This is a genomic window from Salinisphaera sp. RV14, from assembly GCF_052044135.1.
GTDB lineage: Bacteria > Pseudomonadota > Gammaproteobacteria > Nevskiales > Salinisphaeraceae > Salinisphaera.
In genome coordinates this window covers 47,742-64,213 of sequence record NZ_JBQDYF010000006.1, presented here as the reverse complement: position 1 = coordinate 64,213, position 16,472 = coordinate 47,742, and the positions used below count along the sequence as shown (strand labels likewise).

Below are 16,472 nucleotides of genomic sequence, written 5' to 3'. Positions count from 1 at the left end.
GCAGGCATAGTAGCGGCCATGACGCGTCTGGCCTGGCTGCTCACGCCTTCCATCGACCAGCTCTTGTTCTCGCTGCGGCTGTGCACGGCGATCGCACTCGCGCTTTATCTGTCGATGTGGCTGCAGCTGGACCGGCCCTACTGGGCCTCGCTGGAGGTGGCGGTGATGATCCAGCCGGTGCCCGGCATGGCCGTGGCCCGCGGCTTCGCCCGCGCCACGGGCACGATCGTGGCCGGCTGCGCGGGCCTGGCCATCATGGGTTTTTTCGGCCAGTACTACGCGCTCAGCGCCGCCGCGCTGGCGATCTGGGTGGCCTTCTGTGCGTTCTGGGCCAATCTGCTGCGCAACAATCTGTCCTATGGTTTCGCCATCGCCGGGTTCATTGCCGGGGTCACGGTGATGCTGTCGCACACGTTGTCCTCGCCGCCGTTCGATATCGCGGTGGCGCGCGTGTCCGAATGCGTGCTGGCGGCGATGGTCACCGCCGTGGTCAATGTGCTGTTCGCCCCGCCCACCGGCATGCGCAACTACTTCAACAGCCGGATCGCGCTGCTACGGGATGTGGGACGCGAGTTCGCCGGACTGGCCGCATTATCGTCACGGCAATCGACCACGACCGGGCGCGTCGCCGGCACGGACGACCCACATCCCGCGCTGCAGGCGCTGGCAACACAGACGCTTGCACTCGAACAGACACGTCAATACGTGCGCTACGAGGCCCCGCAGTTCGCCAACTTCGATCGGATCGCCCGGCGACTGGATTACGACATTCTGTCACTGATCAGCGCAACCTCGTCGCTGCATATCTACCTGGCCGGGCGTACCGACACCGTCGACACCCGTCCGGTCGCCGCGCTCGCCGCGCCGGCGCATCGGTTGTCGGAACACCCCGAAGACGCCCAGGGTGCCAAACGGGCGTTCGACGAAGCGCACGACGCCATCCGCGCGTTGGCCGACGAGCCCGCCGAACACGGCCACGCTCGCAGTCTGGCCGATTACGTGGTGTTGAGCCGAACGCTGGGCTTGGCCAGCCGCGGCCGGGCGGCGATGACGACGCACGGATTGCTGATCGCCGAGCGTGAGCATCCGCGTGATCACATTTCCCGACGCTCGGAATTCGGCCAGCCGATGGACGTGCGTCAGGCGCTGCGCAACAGCCTGCGCACGCTCACCGCCGTATCGCTCGGCGGCGCTTTCTGGGTGCAGTTTCACGACCAGCTGCCGGCCGTGCTGCTGATGATTCTGCTGTCGGCGCTGACCACCATCTTCGCCACCCTGCCCAACCCGGTCGCGGCCGCCGGCGGGTTTGCCAAGGGCCTGACCATGGCCGCAGCGGCCGCCTTCGTGATCGATTTTCTGGTCCTGCCGCAGGCCGCCAGCTACGCCATGTTGATGCTGGCGATGCTGCCCGTGGTTTTCGTCGGCGGGCTGGCGATGGCGGTGCCCGACCCGGGGCTGGCGCTGCCGGGGCGGATCTCGGTGGTGATGTTCTCGCTGCTGGTGCATGTCCAGAACGGGGCCTTGCCCAGTTTCACCACTTATATTCAGATCGTGCTCGGCATTTTCGGCGCAATCGGGTTGACCGTTCTGGCGTTCCGGCTGGTACTGCCGGTATCGCCGCGCCAGCGGCTGCGCGAACAGATGCTGGGCGTATTCGACGAGTTGGCCGGCGGCGGGCGGCACAGCCGCGAACGCTTTGAAACCCGGATGTACGACCGGCTGAACGCGCTGGCGCTCGATGAGATCGACGAGCCGTTCCGCTTCTCGGCGCGCCAGGCCGTACTGGCGGCCATCAACATCGGGCTGGAAGCGCGTTCACTGGTGGTGCTCGCCGAGCGTATCAATCTGCCGCCCGGCCTGGACGCGCACATTCGCGGCGAGCTGGACGCCCTGCGCGCCCTGTTCGCCGGGCGCCGCCCCGGCTCGATCGCGCAGATCGGCGATCGCGCCCGCGCCATGCACGATCTGGCGGAGCGTCTGCGGGGCCACGGCGAAGCAGGGACCAACCCGGCCGAGCGCCGGCTGGTCATCCGGGCGGCAATCTGCGCGGAACTGGTCTCCTCGGCGTTGTCCGACTATGTTCAGGCCTTCGCGCACGGCGAATCGCCGCTGGCCGAACCGGCCGGGGCCGCGGGCTGAGCGCTACCAGTCGTCCCAGCCGTCTTCGTCGAGATTCCTGAGCTTGCTGCGATCGACCCGGCGCATCGACGCCCTGGCACGCTGGTTCTGATACCAGAAGAACACAATCGCCACGATCGCGATCGCCACGGCCACCCCGATCACGATCCAGAATGTCGTCATGGCCACCCTCCGTATGTCTTCGCCGCATTATCGAACGCGGACCGCCAGCACGCCAACAACAGCTCGTATATTTTGTGATCACATTTTACGGCGTACACTGAGCCGACCATTCGCAGCACCGGAACCGACCGTGGCACGCAGCATTCAGACCATCAATCCCGCGACCGGCGAGGTCATCGAGACCTATCCCCTGATGAGCGACGATACCGTCGACGCCCGGGTGACCGCCGCCCATGCCGCCTTCGCACAATGGAAGACCCGGCCGCTGGCCGAACGCGGCGACATCGTGCGCCGCATCGGCGAGCTGCTGCGCGAGCGCGAGAACGAACTGGCCGAGCTGATGACCCGCGAGATGGGCAAGCCGATCTCCCAGTGCGGCGGGGAAACCGGCCTGTGTGCGGCGATCTGCGATTACAGCGCCGACCACGCGGCCGACGTGCTGGGCGACGAAGAACGCGCGTTCGACGGCGGCCAGGGTCTGATCACCTACCAGCCGATGGGCGTGATCCTGGGCATCCAGCCCTGGAATTTTCCGGTTTATCAGGTCGTGCGCTATGCCATCGCCAGCATCATTGCCGGCAATGCCGTGCTGCTCAAGCATGCGCCCAACGTCTGGGGCACCGCGCTCGCGCTGGAGCGGTTGTTCGCCGATGCCGGCCTGCCGGAGGGCGTGTTCACGGTGCTGCTGATCGACACCGACCAGACCGCACGCCTGATCGAGAACGACCATGTGCGCGGCGTCACGCTGACCGGCAGCCCGGCTGCCGGCCGCGCGGTCGGCGCCAAGGCCGGCGCCTGTCTGAAGAAATCGGTGCTCGAGCTCGGCAGCAACGATGCCTACATGATTCTCGCGGACGCTGATCTGGATAGCGCCGTATCGGCCTGCGTCCAGGGCCGGATCTACAATGCCGGCCAGACCTGCATCGCGGCCAAGCGTTTCATCGTGGTGGATGCGATCTACGACGAATTCCGCCGCCGGTTGTTCGAACAGCTCTCGGCGATCGAGTACGGCGACCCAACCGATCCGAACACCGCGCTCGGCCCGCTGGCCCGCGCCGACCTGCGCGACAATCTGCACGATCAGGTCCAGCGCTCGATCGCCGCGGGCGCGACCTGCGCGCTCGGCGGCGAGCGGCCCGAAGGCCCCGGCAGCTTCTACCCGGTCACCCTGCTCGAGGACGTGGCCGCCGGCACGCCGGCCTACGAGGAAGAACTGTTCGGCCCGGTGGCGGTGCTGATCCGGGCAGCCGACGAGGCAGACGCGATCCGTATTGCCAACGATTCGCGCTATGGCCTCGGTGGCGGCGTGTTCGCCGGCGATCGCGCCCGCGCCACCCATATCGCCCGCGATCTGTTCGACACCGGCATGGTCAACGTCAACGGCTTCAACATGGCCCAACCGGAACTGCCCTTCGGCGGCGTCAAGGACAGCGGCTACGGCCGCGAGCACGGCGGCTTCGGCATGCGCGAGTTCGTCAATATCAAGTCGGTGATGATCGCCGAATAGGCGGGGGCTTCCCGCGGCCAACGGCAGCCCGCGGGCTGCCGTTCGTCCTTGCTGCCTAGGCGATCCGCGCCGGCGTCAGCGCGCGGTCCAGCCGAGATCCATGTCCCAGGCCGCGCCGGTCACCGCCGCCGCGGCATCCGAGGCGAGATACGCCACCGTCGCGGCCACTTCGCTCGGCTCGATCAATCGCTTGATCGCCGCGCCGGCCAGCATGATCTCCCGGATGACATCGTCTTCGTTCATGTCGTGCAGACGCGCCTGATCCGCGACCTGATCCTGGACCAGCCGGCTGCGAACATAAGCCGGGCACAATGCATTGACGGTGATGCCGTGGGCGCCGCCCTCGAGCGCCGCGGTCCGGGTCAGACCGATCAACCCGTGCTTCGCACTTACGTAGGCCGCCTTGCCCGGCGAGGCGACCTTGGCGTGAATGGACGCGATGTTGACGATCCGGCCCCAGCCAACGGCGCGCATGTGCGGCCAGGCCGCCTGGGTGAGCACGAACGGCGCGGTGAGCATCAGATCCATCATCATTCGCCAGCGTGCTTCCGGAAACGATTCAATGTCGGCCACATGCTGGATACCGGCATTGTTGACGAGAATATCGAGCCGCCCAAACCGCCGCACGGCTTCCGCCACCGCGTCACGGCAGGCCAGGCCATCGGTGAGATCGGCGGCGAAGAAATACGCCCCCAGGGCGTCCACGGGCCGGTGATCGGCGGCCGGCAAGTCCACGACGAGTACCTCGTCGCCGCGCGCGCGAAGCGCTTCGGCAACGGCGAAACCGATGCCGCTGGCGCCGCCGGTGACCAGCGCGGCCCGGCCCGAGGCGGGCACGGACGAGGGGTTGACGGTCGAGTTCGACATGGCAATAAAAGCTGCAGGCGGAATGACCCGGTCAATATCGGTCAGCCGAAACCGCCCCGCAAGGCCATGGTCCGTCTTGATGATGTACGACAGGCCGCGGGCTGAATAAGCCAGGGCATTTTGTCCGCCAATGCACGCGAATAAGACGGAAGATCAAGGCAGTGCTGATTCATTTGCGCGCGCACTCGCGCCGTCAGGCCCTTGACTGAACTTTGTGCACAATAAACGACTGGTACGTTGCGACCCGGGCCCGGCTGGGCATACTTGACGTTGAAACGACGAATGGGCCAAGGCCCCCGCATCAGGACAGCTGCCATGAGCCACGCCACAATCGACGACCGCATCGCCATCGACCCGGCCGTCCTCGCCGCGGTGCGCGCCCTGGCGGCCGGGCCCAAGCGGCGGATACTGGGGCTGGTCGGCGCGCCCGCTTCGGGCAAGTCGACCCTGGCCGCGGCAATGGCAGCCGCGCTGGCGGGCCGGGCCGCCAATATTCCCATGGATGGATTTCATCTGTCGCAGCGGCAACTGGACATCCTGGGCCGGGCAGAGCGCAAGGGGGCCCCAGACACCTTCGACGGCGACGGCTATCGTGCCCTGCTGGCCCGAATCCGCACCGCCGCGGGCACCGGCGAGATCGTCTATGCACCCGGTTTCTACCGCGAGCTCGAGGAGCCGATCGCCGCCAGTCTGGCGGTGCCGCCCGACACACCGCTGGTCATCACCGAAGGCAATTATCTGCTGCTCGACGAGGCCCCCTGGCCGGCTGTCGCCGCCGAGCTCGACGCCGTCTGGTATCTCGATGTCGAAACCACCCGTCGCGAGCATTGGCTGGTCGCCCGACATATGCGCTTCGGCCGCAGCGAGTCCGAGGCCCGCGCCTGGATGGCCGCCACCGACCGCCCGAACGCGGAACGCATCGTGGCCAGCGCGTCTCGTGCCGATCGCATGTTGTACTGGGACGGTACCTGCGTGCGTTTCAGCGAACCGGCGACATAGCAATACCGGCGGTCGCGGCGCTTCGCATCGCCGGCGGAATACGGGGCTCCTTGTCTTGGCGCCATCTTGCACGCGCCGGGCGGAAGGCGCATCTTGCTCTTGCAGGCAATGAAACATGTATCGGGGTCGCGCCGCGGCCTCGCGGCGCCGGCAGGTGGAAACGGACATGAATTCGTTATTTACGCCGCAGCGGTCAAACCGCGCCGGGCGCGCGTGCCCGGGGCTGGCTGCATTGCTGGTCGCCGGCGCCATGCTGGTCCCGGCAAGCGCCGCCGCGGCCACTTCTTCGGGCCAGTACTGCCTGCGGCAATGGCCCAACGATCACAATACCTATCTACTCTGCCAGCAGCTTCAGAATCGCAACCAGCTGGAATTCCGGCAGTTCCTGGCCCAGCACGACCTGAGCGAGAAGATGCTGGACCAGGGCCGCATACCCGACAAGCCGGCCGCCAAGGCCGCCCAATACTGCCGGGACCGCTGGGCCCCTGACTATCAAGGCATCTGGAGTTGCATCAAGCGCCGAACCGACAAGCGCGATTAGGGCCTGCGGGTGGCCGTTGCCGCTTCGTGGCCAGGCCGCGGCCCAAAAAAGCCGGGCGAATGACCCGGCTCTCGGGATAGGCGACAGACCAGGGTTAGCTTTGGGTCTTGAGGCTATTGGCCTTGGGATTGCGACCGGAGCCCTTGGTATTCTGCGTGGGCGCCATCCGCGGCAGCATCGACGTGTGGCCGGCGCCGGATTTCATCTGACCGCTGCTGCCGCTCATCGCGTTGGCGCCCATCCGGGGCGCTTTGTTCGCGGCCGGGTTGGCACCCGACCCGGTTGTATTCTGCGTCGGCGCCATGCGCGAGGTCATGGCATTGCTGCCGGGCGTTCCGGCCTTTTCGTGCAGGGACGCCGCGCCGGTGGCCGGCTGCGCATCGCTCGTATCGGCGGCAACCGCGACACTCGCGGCCATGAGGCCGAGCGCGCCGGCCGCCAGGCCGATGGCGATGAATGACGTATGGGCGGGGCGCTGTATGAAACGCATCGAGTTCTCCTGTCGCGGCATATGGCCGTCCGGTTTATTTAATGGAAACAGTAATTACGCCATTCCCTTTAAAAAAGCAATCCGAACGGATTACTCGACCGGAATAAACATGGTATTACTATTTCTAGTCAATTCATTGCATTACCGACCGCTCGCCGGACAGCGATCGTAATTAACAATACCACGCGGGCCTCAGCGTGCCGCGCCCAGCCCCGGGGCCATTGCACGACCTTGGCGATCCCGCTAAAACCGAACGGCGATCCTCCGCACGAGTACAGGGCATGATCGTTTCGGACAAACAGGATTTCCCGGTGACCCAGGCGCGTCGCGACCTGGAGCCGGGGCCGGTGGTCCTGCTGTCGTGCCGTCATGCCGGCGAGCACGACATCATGACGCTCGGCTGGCACACGATTCTCTCGTTCTCGCCTTCGCTGGTGGGGCTGATGATTTCGGGCGGCAACCACAGCCATCGTCTGATCCGCGCTTCGGGCGTCTGTGTGATCAACGTCCCAAGCGCCGATCTCGTCGACACGGTCTGTCGTGTCGGCAACACCACAGGCCGGGAGATCGACAAGTTCAGCGCCTTCGGCTTGACCGCGATCGAGGCCGAGCGCGTCGATGCACCGCTGATCGGCGAGTGCCATGTCTGCTTCGAGTGCCGGTTACACGACGACACCCTGGTGGCCGGCTACGATTTCGTAGGGCCCGTTGCCGTTTCGTACACGTGCCGCGTTGGAGACCGCAAATCCGTCGAGACAAGGCGCGCGTCGCCGGTCGTGGCGAGCCACGATCAAGACGCGCAACGCCGTATCGGGACCCTGGCTGATTTTATGGGCGGCCCAACCCGAAGGGACAAGCGCCCCAAGATTAACGACACGACGGCAATACAGCGTTGGTGCTCTCTCACGTAGAACAACTACGCTACGTTCGCTACGCCTCGTCTTGCCGCAAAACTGCGCTTGGCGCGGACGCGGACGAAACGGCAACAGGCCCATGTATTCGAGATCGTGAAGGCCCGTGTCGCGACGACCCCGCCAGTGCCCGAGATGCTGCGTTACACCGGCGACGGCGTGTTCCGGTTGTCGCGCGACATGATCGAAAGGCGCGCCCTGTTCCGGCCGGAACTGCTGCTTTGAGCGACCGTTGCCATGTCGCTCGGTGCCACGCCGACGCCAGCCTTGACCGCGCCGGGGGTCGCAAGCGAATCTGACCCCCCTGCACGTGCCCACACCATGAACGTACCGACCCCGTCCTCGCATGCCGGCCAGGCCATCCATACCCGGCGCAATCTGGCACTTTACGACACCGTAGTGCTGCGAGCCTCGAACCGCTGGGTCTGGCGCTGCCCGACGTCCAGACTGCGCGCCGATTACGATCGCCACGTGGCCGCCGCCCATCTCGACGTCGGCGTCGGCACCGGTTATTTCCTCGACCATTGCCACTTCCCCGTGCCCAGGCCGCGTCTGACGCTGTTCGACCTCAACGCCGAGGCACTGGCGCATGCTGGGGCGCGCATCGCCCGCCATGAACCGCGCACCGAGCGTGTCGATGTGCTGGCCCAGATCACGGTCGAGACCGAGCCCTTCGGTTCGATCGCGATGAACTACCTGCTGCACTGCCTGCCTGGGCCGATGACCTACAAGGCCCGCGCCTTCGATCACCTGATGCCCTATCTGGCGCCGGGCGGCGTGCTGTTCGGCGCCACCATCCTGTCCGAGGGCGTACGTCGTTCGTCCGCGGCGACACGGTTGATGGCGCTCTACAACGCCCGCGGCATCTTCGACAACGTCGACGACAGCCTGATTGGCCTGCGCGACGAACTCGAGGCCCGGTTCGATGATCTACGGATGATCGTGACTGGCTGCGTGGCGCGATTCGCGGTTCGACAACGCAGCGGCCATCATCGCCCGCAGGCGCCGACCGGACGCAGCGCTTGAACCAGCTGCTACCCGTGCTGGATCTGGCGGGCACATTCGTGTTCGCGATCAGTGGCGCGATGGCCGGCGTGAACAAGCGGCTCGACATATTCGGCGTCGCCGTACTGGCGTTCGCGGCCGGCAACGCCGGCGGCATTCTGCGCGACGTCCTCATCGGCGCGACGCCGCCAGCCGCGATCGGCCATTGGCGCTATGTGGTGGTATCGCTGATCGCGGCGCTGGTGGCTTTTTTCGGCCACCGTCGGGTCGAACGCATCCAGAGCCCGGTCTCGATCTTCGATGCCGCCGGCCTGGCGTTGTTCGCCGTGGTCGGCGCCCGCAAGGCGCTGGATTTCGGCCTGCACCCGATCATGGCGGCCGTGCTCGGCATGCTCACCGGGATCGGCGGCGGCATCGTGCGCGATATTCTGCTGGCGCGCATCCCGGCGGTGCTGCACGCCGAACTCTATGCCGTGGCTGCGCTCGCGGGGGCCGCGGTGGTCGTACTCGGCGCGGTTCTGGCGCTACCGCCGGCGGCTACGGCCATTGCCGGCGCCGCCCTGTGCTTCGGCCTGCGCTTCATGGCGCTGCGCCACGGCTGGCGGCTGCCCGTGCCCCGTTTGCCGGACTAGGGCCTGTTGCCGTTTCGTCCGCGTCCGCGCCAAGCGCAGTTTTGCGGCAAGACGAGGCGTAGCGAACGTAGCGTAGTCGTTCTACGTGAGAGAGCTACAACGCTGTATTGCCGCAAAACAGCGCTTGGCCCGAAGGGTTGGGCCGCAAATCCGCCGATACGGCGTTGCGCGCCTTGTCTCGACGGATTTGCGGTCTCCAACGCGGCACGTGTACAAAACGGCAACAGGCCCTAGGGCCGGGAAATTCCGCGTCGACTTCACGCGCCTGTGGCCGCCACAGGCGCGCGCCATGTCGGACCGATATCACGCGTTCCAATCGATCCCGGCCCGACACCGAGACGCCGAATCCGGCGCGGCGTCAGCTTTCGCGTGGCGAGTGCCGGCTTTTGGCGTCGGCGCGGGATCGCCCGATCAGCCGGGGCGATTTTTCCGGAAACAGGCCTTCCGGGCGAACCAATAGAATGACCTGCAGCAGCAGACCGATCAGAAATATCCGCACGGCGCCGGCCTGGGTGGCGAGCCCGCCGGGCAAGAGGTCGGTCAACAGGCTGGAGAACGACCAGACCAGCCACACCAGAAAGGTACCCACCAACACGCCGACGTTGTTGCCGCTGCCGCCGGCGATCAGCATCACCCATATCAGGAACGTGCCGTATTCCGGCCGGAACGCTTCCGGGCTGATGAAGCCGATGGAACTGGCATAGAGCGCGCCGCCGAGGCCCATGAAGGCCGACCCGACCACGAATGCCTCGAGCCGAAACCGCGTGACGTACTTGCCCGCCGCCATGGCGGCGTCTTCATTCTCGCGGATGCCGCGCAGCACGCGCCCCCAGGGCGAAACCCGCGCCCGCTCGACCAGCCAGTAGAGCACAACGATCACGACCAGCACGACAATCAGCAGTACCAGCTGGCTGTCGGCATGAAACGGCGACGGAATACCGGCGATGCCACGCACGCCACCGGTCAGATCGCCGGTGTTCTTGATCACCAGGCGGATGATTTCGGCAATGCCCAGCGTTGCAATGGCGAGATAATCCGATCGTAAGCGGATCGTGGCCGCGCCGATGACAAAGGCCACTGCCCCCGACATGATCATCGCCGCGATCGCGCCCACCGGCAGCGGCAATGAAAAGCCGCCCCAGTGCTCCGGGTCCGGTGCACCGGTCAGCAGCGCGCTGGCATAGGCCCCGATGGCAAAGAAGCCGGCGATGCCCAGGTTGAACACGCCCGACAGACCCCACTGCAAGTTCAGGCCGAGGGCCAGGATGCCGAAGATGCCGGCCGTGGCGAGAAAGTACAGGCCGTAATGGTAAAGACCGAGGTAACTCATAGACTGATGCCCTTGAGCAGGCCCTGCGGGCGGAGGATCAGTACGCCGATCATGATGACGAACGCCACGGCGAGCTTGTAGGCCGAGGGCATGATCAGTACAGAATAATTCATCGCCAGACCGATGACGAGGCCGCCGAGAATGGCGCCATAGGGCCGGCCGACGCCGCCCAGGATGGTCGCGGCGAAGATCGGCAGCAGCGTGTTCCAGCCCATGGTCGGGATCAGGCGGGTGTCCATGCCGAGCAGAATGCCGGCGACCGCGGTCAGCGCCCCGGCGAACACCCAGGTCCAGAAGATCACCCGTTTGACGGGCACACCCGACAGCCGCGCCAGATCGACGTTATCGCTCATCGCGCGCATGGCCTTGCCCATCTTGGTATGGGCGAGGAAAAGATGCACCACGACCACCATCACCACCGCGCCAACGAGCACCTTGAGGCTGTCCGGGGTGACCACGAGACCGGCCACGCGATAGGGAATGCTGATGCCGGTCTCGTAGACCTGGTTGTCCGGGCCCCAGATGATCTGGACGAGCGCGCGCAGCATGAGCGCGGTCGCAAACGAGGAGATCAGCAGGATCACCGGTGCCACGCGACGCATGCGACGGTAGAACAGCTGGTCGAGAATCACCGCGATCACCGAGGTCAGAATGATCGCCGGAAGCGCGGCCAGCCAGAGCGGCCAGCCCAGCCAGTGGACGAAAGTGAAGGCGATGTAGGCCCCCACCGTCATCAGGTCGCCGTGGGCGAAATGCGCAAACCGCAGCACGCCGAAGATCATGGTCAGCCCGATCGCGCCGAGCGCCAGAATGCTGCCCAGCACGATGCCGTTGTAGGTCAGCTGCAGTATGTCCATCCCTATCGTCCCCCCAGGAACATGTCCGCGACTTCCGGATCGGCGAGCAGGGCTGCGCCGGTATCCTCGTGCCGGTTCTGACCGGTAGCCAGCACGTAGCCGCGATCGGCGATGCGCAGCGCCTGCTTGGCGTTCTGCTCCACCATGAGAATGCTGATGTTCTGTGCGTTGATCTCCTTGATCCAGTCGAACACCTGATGCACGTAGGCCGGCGCCAGACCAGCGGTGGGTTCGTCGAGAAAAAGCAGCTTCGGCTCGATCATCAGCGCGCGGCCCATCGCCACCATCTGGCGCTCGCCGCCCGACATCAGCCCCGCCGGCTGGCGGCGACGCTCCTTGAGGCGCGGGAACAGATCGAAAATGCGCTCCATCTGGGGGCGCGCGTCATCCTTGCGGATATAGGCGCCCATCTCCAGGTTTTCCTGAACGCTGAGCGTCGGGAACACGTTGCGTTCCTGCGGTACGTAGGACATGCCCTTGTGCACCAGCCGGTCCGGGCTGACGTTGGTGATGTCCTCACCGGCCAGGCGTACGCTGCCGGCATTGATCCGCACGAGGCCGAAGGCGGCCTTCATCAGGGTCGACTTGCCGGCGCCGTTGGGACCGACGATGACCACCAGCTCGCCCGCCCGAACTTCCAGGTCCACGTCGTGCAGAATGTTGACGTCGCCGTAGCCACCGCTGACCTTCTCGACCGCCAGCATGGGTTGATTGCTGTCACTCATCAGGCCGCCTCGCCGCCGAGATAGGCATCGATGACCTGCCGGTTACTGCGCACGCTGTCGAAATCGCCCTGCGCGATCACGCTACCGTTGGCCATGACCACGACCGGATCGCACAGGCGTCCGATCAGGTCCATGTCGTGCTCGATCACGCAGAAGGTATAGCCGCGCTCGCGATTGAGCCGCTCGATCGCCTCGGCCAGCGTGGCCAGCAACGTACGATTGACCCCTGCGCCGGGCTCGTCCAGCAGCACCACCTTGGCGTCGGTCATCATGGTGCGACCAAGCTCGAGCAATTTTTTCTGGCCGCCGGAGACATTGCCCGCCTTCTGGTCGGCCACGTGCGCGAGATTGAGGAAGTTGAGCACGTCGTCGACCTTGTCGAGCAGCGCGCGCTCTTCTGCCTTGACTTGCCCCCAGTGCAACCAGGACTGCAGCAGACTCTCACCGCTCTGGCCTTCGGGCACGAGCATCAGGTTCTCGCGGATGGTCATGCGCGAGAATTCGTGCGGCGTCTGGAACGTGCGTACCAGGCCGCGCCGGAACAGCCGGTGCGGCGCGACGCCGGCGACGTCCTCGCCATCGAGCAGGATGCGCCCCGAATCGGGCTTGATGAAGCCGGCGACGATGCCGAACAGGGTGGACTTGCCGGCGCCGTTGGGCCCGATCAGCCCCGTGATGCTGCCCTTGGCGACCTCGAATGAGCATTCATTGACGGCACGAATACCGCCGAACGACTTGGATATCTTCTCGATTTTTATCAAAGCGGGACCCGTCCAACGAATCGGAACACCGCGCACCGCCAACCGCCACCGCCCGCGCTACCTGCCTGCACACGGAGAGGCGACGATGCGCGCCCTCGGCACATCGCGCCAACGCAGACGACCCGATCCAGCGGGGTCGGGTCGTCTGCGATCGCGATGTCGATCGTCTACTGCTTGGACGGCGTGAAAATATTGACCGTCTGGATCTTGCCGTTCTTGATGGCCCACTTCGCGTAGCTGCCGGCGACATCGCCATGCTGATCGAAGTTCTCGTCACCGGCGGCACCGACATAGTCGATTTTCTTGCCGGCCTGCAGCAGCTTGACCGCCTTCTTCCATTGGCCGGGATAGATCTTGACGCCGGGCGGATCCGCCACGTCGCGCAGATGATCCTTGATCGCCTTGCTATCGGTGGTCGTCTTGGCGTCCTCGGCGGCGAGCGCAAGCAGATAGGTCGCGTCATAGGCGGTGTCGATATAGGGCTGCGGTGGCAACTGACCGTAGGCCTTCTTGTAAGCCGCCTCGAAATGCTTGGCCGCCGGCGTATCGGTATTGGCCTGCGGGACCGTACCCAGCGAACCGTTGAGGTACTTCGCGCCCAGATTCTTTACCAGCGTCGTCGATTTCATGCCGTCGGCGAAGAAGAACCGGTTGAACTTACCGCCTTCCAACGACTGACGCAGGATCGTCTGACCGTTCTCCGGATAGCCGATGAGCACCAGCGACTGGGTCGAACCGTCGCCGTAGGCCTGGCTGATTTCCGCATCGTAGGAGGCCTGTTTCTGTTCATAGGCGGCCGAGGCCACGACGCTGCCGCCATCGGCCTTGTAGGCCTTGGCGAAGGCATCCTTCAGCCCTTCGCCGTAATCGTTGTTGACATAGATGATGCCGACCTTGTTCACGCCGGCGTCGTGCACGACCTTGGCCAACGCCACGCCCTGGAACGCATCCGAAGGAATGGTGCGGAACAAATAGTCGTCGTCATCCAGATGGGTGATCTTGGGCGACGTGGACGCGGTCGAAATCTGTGGAATATGGTTTGGCTTGCTTACCGACAGGGCGATCGGGATCGTCACGCCGCTGGACATGGCGCCCACCAGGCCCACCACGCTGTTCGCGTTCACCAGCTTCTGCGCCGCCGCCACGCCCGGTTGCGGCAGGGTCTGGGTATCCCCCGAATAGATCTTGACCGGCGAGCCGAGCACGCCGCCAGCATCATTGATTTCCTGCGCGGCGAGTTTGACGCCGTTCAGGCCTGGCCCGCCCTGGGACTGCAGGTCGCCAGTCAAGGCCAGTACTGCACCAAGACGCAGCGGCGTCTGAGCGGCCATGGCCGCCAACGGTGCACAGCCGGCGGCCAGAGCGGCGACCGCGATCCATTTTTTATTGATCATGGAATCTCCCTTTATTCTGTTTATCGAGTTAATCAAAATGCCACATTGAGCATGCGCGTTGACGCGAGCAAACTCTGTACCATCTTTGTCGTATTCAGCGTCAGTCGCGCTGTCGACAGGCAGCAAACATCGCGCCACGTCGGCAGGCCCCATGCCCGCGGTGCCGGCTGTACGCCGCGGTCAGGCCGCTATCCCCGCAATTATCGAACGCCCGGGGCGAAAGGAATTTCAGCGCGCAATGCCGGCGCGTGCGGCAGGAATTTCGAGGAAAAACGACCCGATTCCGATCCCTGGAGATACGTCGCGGGCGATATGCGAATCGAGGATAGGCAGCCCGGCGCCGCGCGCCGGACCGAATGGATGTCACCGGACCGATCATGAGGGGCCGTGCGGCCCGGGAACATACCAACCCGACCAGCGAGCGACGCCGACCCTGCGTAGGCGCGGCACCGGCCGATCCGCTGCAGCCTCCATGGCCGGCGCATGTACGGCCAACCCGAGCCCGGGACACCGGGCGCCCATCCACCGATGCCGACCTACAGACTTGTGCCAACCGACACGCCGCCCGCGGCCGCTCGGCCCGCGGGCGATCTGCATCATTCCCCGATCGCCATCTCCGGCGGCGCCTGGGTGAAGCCGCGCGTCAGCCAGGCCAGCATGGCCAGGCCGAGCACCAGCCAGATCCCGCCAACGACATGCGCGGGCGTATCGAGGCTGAACAGCAGATAGGCATCGACCGCGGCACCGAGCAGCGGCACGATGAACCAGCCAAACACGTTACCGACGCTGGTATGCGAGCGTTCGCGCCAGAAGTGCACGATCACGCTCAGGTTAACCAGCGTGAAGGCGCTGAACGCCCCGAAGTTGATGAACGAGGTCGAGGTACTCACGCTCATGCCGATCGCGGCCAGGCCGACGATGCCGATCAACGCAATGCTGAACACCGGCGTGTGCAGCTTCGGTGCCACGAAGGCGAACACGCGCCTGGGCAGTACGCCGTCACGGCCCATGGCGAACAACAGGCGCGAGGCGGTGGCCTGGGCGGCGATGCCGGAGGCGAACTGGGTGACAACCATGCCGGCGATGAACAACGAGGCGAACAGATTGCCGCCGATCGTCATCGCGATTTCGTAGGCCGCCGAGTCGGTTTCCTTGAAGTGCGTGCCCGGATGCGCCAGCTCGACCGCGTAGCTGGTGATGATGAACACCACGCCGCCGATCAGCGCGGTGATGATCACCGCCCGCGGGATATTGCGCTTCGGATCCTTGGTTTCCTCGGTGAGCGTGGTCACGGCATCGAAACCGATGAAGGAATAGGCCGCCAGCGCCGCGCCCGCGGAGATCGCCGCCACCGACGTGTGCGGATTGAAGAACGGCGTGAGCGCCGTGGCGCCGGTATCGCCGGCGAAGAAATGGCCGAAGCTCAGGGCCACGAAGATCACCAGCACCAGGATCTGGAACGCCATGAGTACGAAATTCACGCCCGTGGCCACTTTGATGCCGATGATGTTGAGCGCCGTGGTCAGCCCGATGAAGGCGACGATCCACACCCAGTTCGGCACCCCCGGAAACTCGGGCGAGAGAAACGCGGCCCCGATCAGCCAGATCACCAGCGGCAGGAAGAAATAATCCAGCAGGATCAGCCAGCCGGCGAGAAAGCCGAGCTTCGGCCCGATGCCCTTGCCGACATAGGTATAGGCCGAGCCGGAGACCGGATAGGCGCGCGCCATGCGACCGTAACTGTACGCCGTGAAAAGCATCGCGATCAGGGTGACGATATAGGCCGTGGGCACCGTACCGTTGGAGGCCTCGGCCACCACGCCGAACGTGCCCAGCACGATCATCGGCGCCATATAGGCCACCCCGGTGAGCACCACCGAACCGAGCCCGAGGCTCCGTTCCAGGGTGGGATTATGATTGGCTGATTCGCTCATCGCACGGACTCCCGTTGTGCCTGAATTGTCGATCGTTACCGGCCACGGGACCCGGGCGGGCAAACACATCCAGCACGCACGGCAACGGAGCGCGACGACGCATCGACATCTCGCGTTGACCCATCTCGGAACTGGCGTCCTGGCATTCTGGCTTACCCCCGAATCCGGCGACGCCGGATCGTGATCACATTAGCAGGGGACTTCGTGCGTTGACGATT

Annotated in this window: 17 protein-coding genes; 8 read left to right on the top strand and 9 right to left on the bottom strand. The window is 65.3% G+C overall.

The window, feature by feature from the left end:
- Positions 1 to 18 precede the first annotated feature (18 nt).
- Positions 19 to 2,139 carry an FUSC family protein gene (locus tag ACS8Y6_RS08175; protein WP_440855362.1) on the top strand — a complete coding sequence of 707 codons (2,121 nt, stop codon included), beginning with the start codon at positions 19 to 21 and terminating at the stop codon, positions 2,137 to 2,139.
- A 3-nt stretch (positions 2,140 to 2,142) separates the two neighbouring features.
- Here ACS8Y6_RS08175 and ACS8Y6_RS08170 read toward each other — a convergent pair whose 3' ends face one another.
- Positions 2,143 to 2,301 carry a hypothetical protein gene (locus tag ACS8Y6_RS08170; RefSeq protein ID WP_440850076.1) on the bottom strand — a complete coding sequence of 53 codons (159 nt, stop codon included), beginning with the start codon at positions 2,299 to 2,301 and terminating at the stop codon, positions 2,143 to 2,145.
- A gap of 130 nt (positions 2,302 to 2,431) precedes the next feature.
- Between ACS8Y6_RS08170 and ACS8Y6_RS08165 the strand changes: the two genes are divergently transcribed.
- On the top strand, positions 2,432 to 3,808 hold the full coding sequence (locus ACS8Y6_RS08165) for an NAD-dependent succinate-semialdehyde dehydrogenase (protein WP_440855361.1): 1,377 nt from the start codon (positions 2,432 to 2,434) through the stop codon (positions 3,806 to 3,808).
- A 75-nt stretch (positions 3,809 to 3,883) separates the two neighbouring features.
- Here the strand turns inward: ACS8Y6_RS08165 and ACS8Y6_RS08160 are convergent, their stop codons facing one another.
- Positions 3,884 to 4,675 carry a 3-hydroxybutyrate dehydrogenase gene (locus tag ACS8Y6_RS08160; RefSeq protein ID WP_440850078.1) on the bottom strand — a complete coding sequence of 264 codons (792 nt, stop codon included), beginning with the start codon at positions 4,673 to 4,675 and terminating at the stop codon, positions 3,884 to 3,886.
- Positions 4,676 to 4,990: 315 nt separating this feature from the next.
- Between ACS8Y6_RS08160 and ACS8Y6_RS08155 the strand changes: the two genes are divergently transcribed.
- Both ACS8Y6_RS08155 and ACS8Y6_RS08150 read left to right on the top strand, forming a co-directional pair.
- A complete protein-coding gene (locus ACS8Y6_RS08155; protein WP_440855360.1) occupies positions 4,991 to 5,674 on the top strand; it encodes a nucleoside/nucleotide kinase family protein in 684 nt (227 codons plus the stop codon).
- 166 nt (positions 5,675 to 5,840) lie between these two features.
- Entirely contained in the window at positions 5,841 to 6,215 is a 375-nt protein-coding gene (locus ACS8Y6_RS08150; RefSeq protein ID WP_440855359.1) for a hypothetical protein, read from the top strand.
- 94 nt (positions 6,216 to 6,309) lie between these two features.
- Here the strand turns inward: ACS8Y6_RS08150 and ACS8Y6_RS08145 are convergent, their stop codons facing one another.
- Positions 6,310 to 6,705 (bottom strand): hypothetical protein, encoded by a 396-nt coding sequence (locus ACS8Y6_RS08145; RefSeq protein WP_440855358.1) that lies wholly within the window; start codon positions 6,703 to 6,705, stop codon positions 6,310 to 6,312.
- Positions 6,706 to 6,986: 281 nt separating this feature from the next.
- On the opposite strand from ACS8Y6_RS08145, the gene ACS8Y6_RS08140 reads away from it, so the two are divergent.
- The 4 genes from ACS8Y6_RS08140 (at position 6,987) to ACS8Y6_RS08125 (ending at position 9,253) form a co-directional block, all read left to right on the top strand.
- Complete coding sequence (locus ACS8Y6_RS08140; protein ID WP_440855420.1) at positions 6,987 to 7,616, top strand: flavin reductase family protein; 630 nt, start codon at positions 6,987 to 6,989, stop codon at positions 7,614 to 7,616.
- A gap of 96 nt (positions 7,617 to 7,712) precedes the next feature.
- Positions 7,713 to 7,841, top strand: a complete 129-nt coding sequence (locus ACS8Y6_RS08135) for a hypothetical protein (protein ID WP_440850083.1) — start codon at positions 7,713 to 7,715, stop codon at positions 7,839 to 7,841.
- Positions 7,842 to 7,937: 96 nt separating this feature from the next.
- Positions 7,938 to 8,642 (top strand): class I SAM-dependent methyltransferase, encoded by a 705-nt coding sequence (locus ACS8Y6_RS08130; RefSeq protein WP_440855357.1) that lies wholly within the window; start codon positions 7,938 to 7,940, stop codon positions 8,640 to 8,642.
- On the top strand, positions 8,639 to 9,253 hold the full coding sequence (locus tag ACS8Y6_RS08125; protein WP_440850085.1) for a trimeric intracellular cation channel family protein: 615 nt from the start codon (positions 8,639 to 8,641) through the stop codon (positions 9,251 to 9,253). Before ACS8Y6_RS08130 ends, ACS8Y6_RS08125 begins: the two co-directional genes overlap by 4 nt.
- A 358-nt stretch (positions 9,254 to 9,611) precedes the next feature.
- Here ACS8Y6_RS08125 and ACS8Y6_RS08120 read toward each other — a convergent pair whose 3' ends face one another.
- From ACS8Y6_RS08120 to ACS8Y6_RS08095, 6 genes are all read right to left on the bottom strand, one after another.
- Complete coding sequence (locus tag ACS8Y6_RS08120; protein ID WP_440850086.1) at positions 9,612 to 10,583, bottom strand: branched-chain amino acid ABC transporter permease; 972 nt, start codon at positions 10,581 to 10,583, stop codon at positions 9,612 to 9,614.
- Positions 10,580 to 11,440: a branched-chain amino acid ABC transporter permease gene (locus ACS8Y6_RS08115; protein WP_440850087.1), complete on the bottom strand. Its 861-nt coding sequence runs from the start codon at positions 11,438 to 11,440 to the stop codon at positions 10,580 to 10,582. Before ACS8Y6_RS08115 ends, ACS8Y6_RS08120 begins: the two co-directional genes overlap by 4 nt.
- Before the next feature lie 2 nt (positions 11,441 to 11,442).
- The gene (locus tag ACS8Y6_RS08110; RefSeq protein WP_440855356.1) at positions 11,443 to 12,165 is read right to left on the bottom strand and encodes an ABC transporter ATP-binding protein; all 723 of its coding nucleotides are present in this window, start codon (positions 12,163 to 12,165) and stop codon (positions 11,443 to 11,445) included.
- Positions 12,165 to 12,926 (bottom strand): ABC transporter ATP-binding protein, encoded by a 762-nt coding sequence (locus ACS8Y6_RS08105; protein ID WP_440855355.1) that lies wholly within the window; start codon positions 12,924 to 12,926, stop codon positions 12,165 to 12,167. The genes ACS8Y6_RS08110 and ACS8Y6_RS08105 overlap by 1 nt, the downstream gene beginning before the upstream one ends.
- A gap of 167 nt (positions 12,927 to 13,093) precedes the next feature.
- Positions 13,094 to 14,320 carry an ABC transporter substrate-binding protein gene (locus tag ACS8Y6_RS08100; RefSeq protein ID WP_440850090.1) on the bottom strand — a complete coding sequence of 409 codons (1,227 nt, stop codon included), beginning with the start codon at positions 14,318 to 14,320 and terminating at the stop codon, positions 13,094 to 13,096.
- Between the two features lie 596 nt (positions 14,321 to 14,916).
- The gene (locus ACS8Y6_RS08095; RefSeq protein WP_440850091.1) at positions 14,917 to 16,254 is read right to left on the bottom strand and encodes an APC family permease; all 1,338 of its coding nucleotides are present in this window, start codon (positions 16,252 to 16,254) and stop codon (positions 14,917 to 14,919) included.
- Between the last annotated feature and the right edge of the window lie 218 nt (positions 16,255 to 16,472).

Bases quoted from the DNA above. Each gene is read 5' to 3' on its own strand.
- ACS8Y6_RS08175 (WP_440855362.1), top strand. From the start codon at position 19: ATGACGCGTCTGGCCTGGCTGCTCACGCCTTCCATCGACCAGCTCTTG.
- ACS8Y6_RS08170 (WP_440850076.1), bottom strand. From the start codon at position 2,301: ATGACGACATTCTGGATCGTGATCGGGGTGGCCGTGGCGATCGCGATC.
- ACS8Y6_RS08160 (WP_440850078.1), bottom strand. From the start codon at position 4,675: ATGTCGAACTCGACCGTCAACCCCTCGTCCGTGCCCGCCTCGGGCCGG.
- ACS8Y6_RS08155 (WP_440855360.1), top strand. From the start codon at position 4,991: ATGAGCCACGCCACAATCGACGACCGCATCGCCATCGACCCGGCCGTC.
- ACS8Y6_RS08150 (WP_440855359.1), top strand. From the start codon at position 5,841: ATGAATTCGTTATTTACGCCGCAGCGGTCAAACCGCGCCGGGCGCGCG.
- ACS8Y6_RS08145 (WP_440855358.1), bottom strand. From the start codon at position 6,705: ATGCGTTTCATACAGCGCCCCGCCCATACGTCATTCATCGCCATCGGC.
- ACS8Y6_RS08140 (WP_440855420.1), top strand. From the start codon at position 6,987: ATGATCGTTTCGGACAAACAGGATTTCCCGGTGACCCAGGCGCGTCGC.
- ACS8Y6_RS08130 (WP_440855357.1), top strand. From the start codon at position 7,938: ATGAACGTACCGACCCCGTCCTCGCATGCCGGCCAGGCCATCCATACC.
- ACS8Y6_RS08120 (WP_440850086.1), bottom strand. From the start codon at position 10,583: ATGAGTTACCTCGGTCTTTACCATTACGGCCTGTACTTTCTCGCCACG.
- ACS8Y6_RS08115 (WP_440850087.1), bottom strand. From the start codon at position 11,440: ATGGACATACTGCAGCTGACCTACAACGGCATCGTGCTGGGCAGCATT.
- ACS8Y6_RS08110 (WP_440855356.1), bottom strand. From the start codon at position 12,165: ATGAGTGACAGCAATCAACCCATGCTGGCGGTCGAGAAGGTCAGCGGT.
- ACS8Y6_RS08100 (WP_440850090.1), bottom strand. From the start codon at position 14,320: ATGATCAATAAAAAATGGATCGCGGTCGCCGCTCTGGCCGCCGGCTGT.
- ACS8Y6_RS08095 (WP_440850091.1), bottom strand. From the start codon at position 16,254: ATGAGCGAATCAGCCAATCATAATCCCACCCTGGAACGGAGCCTCGGG.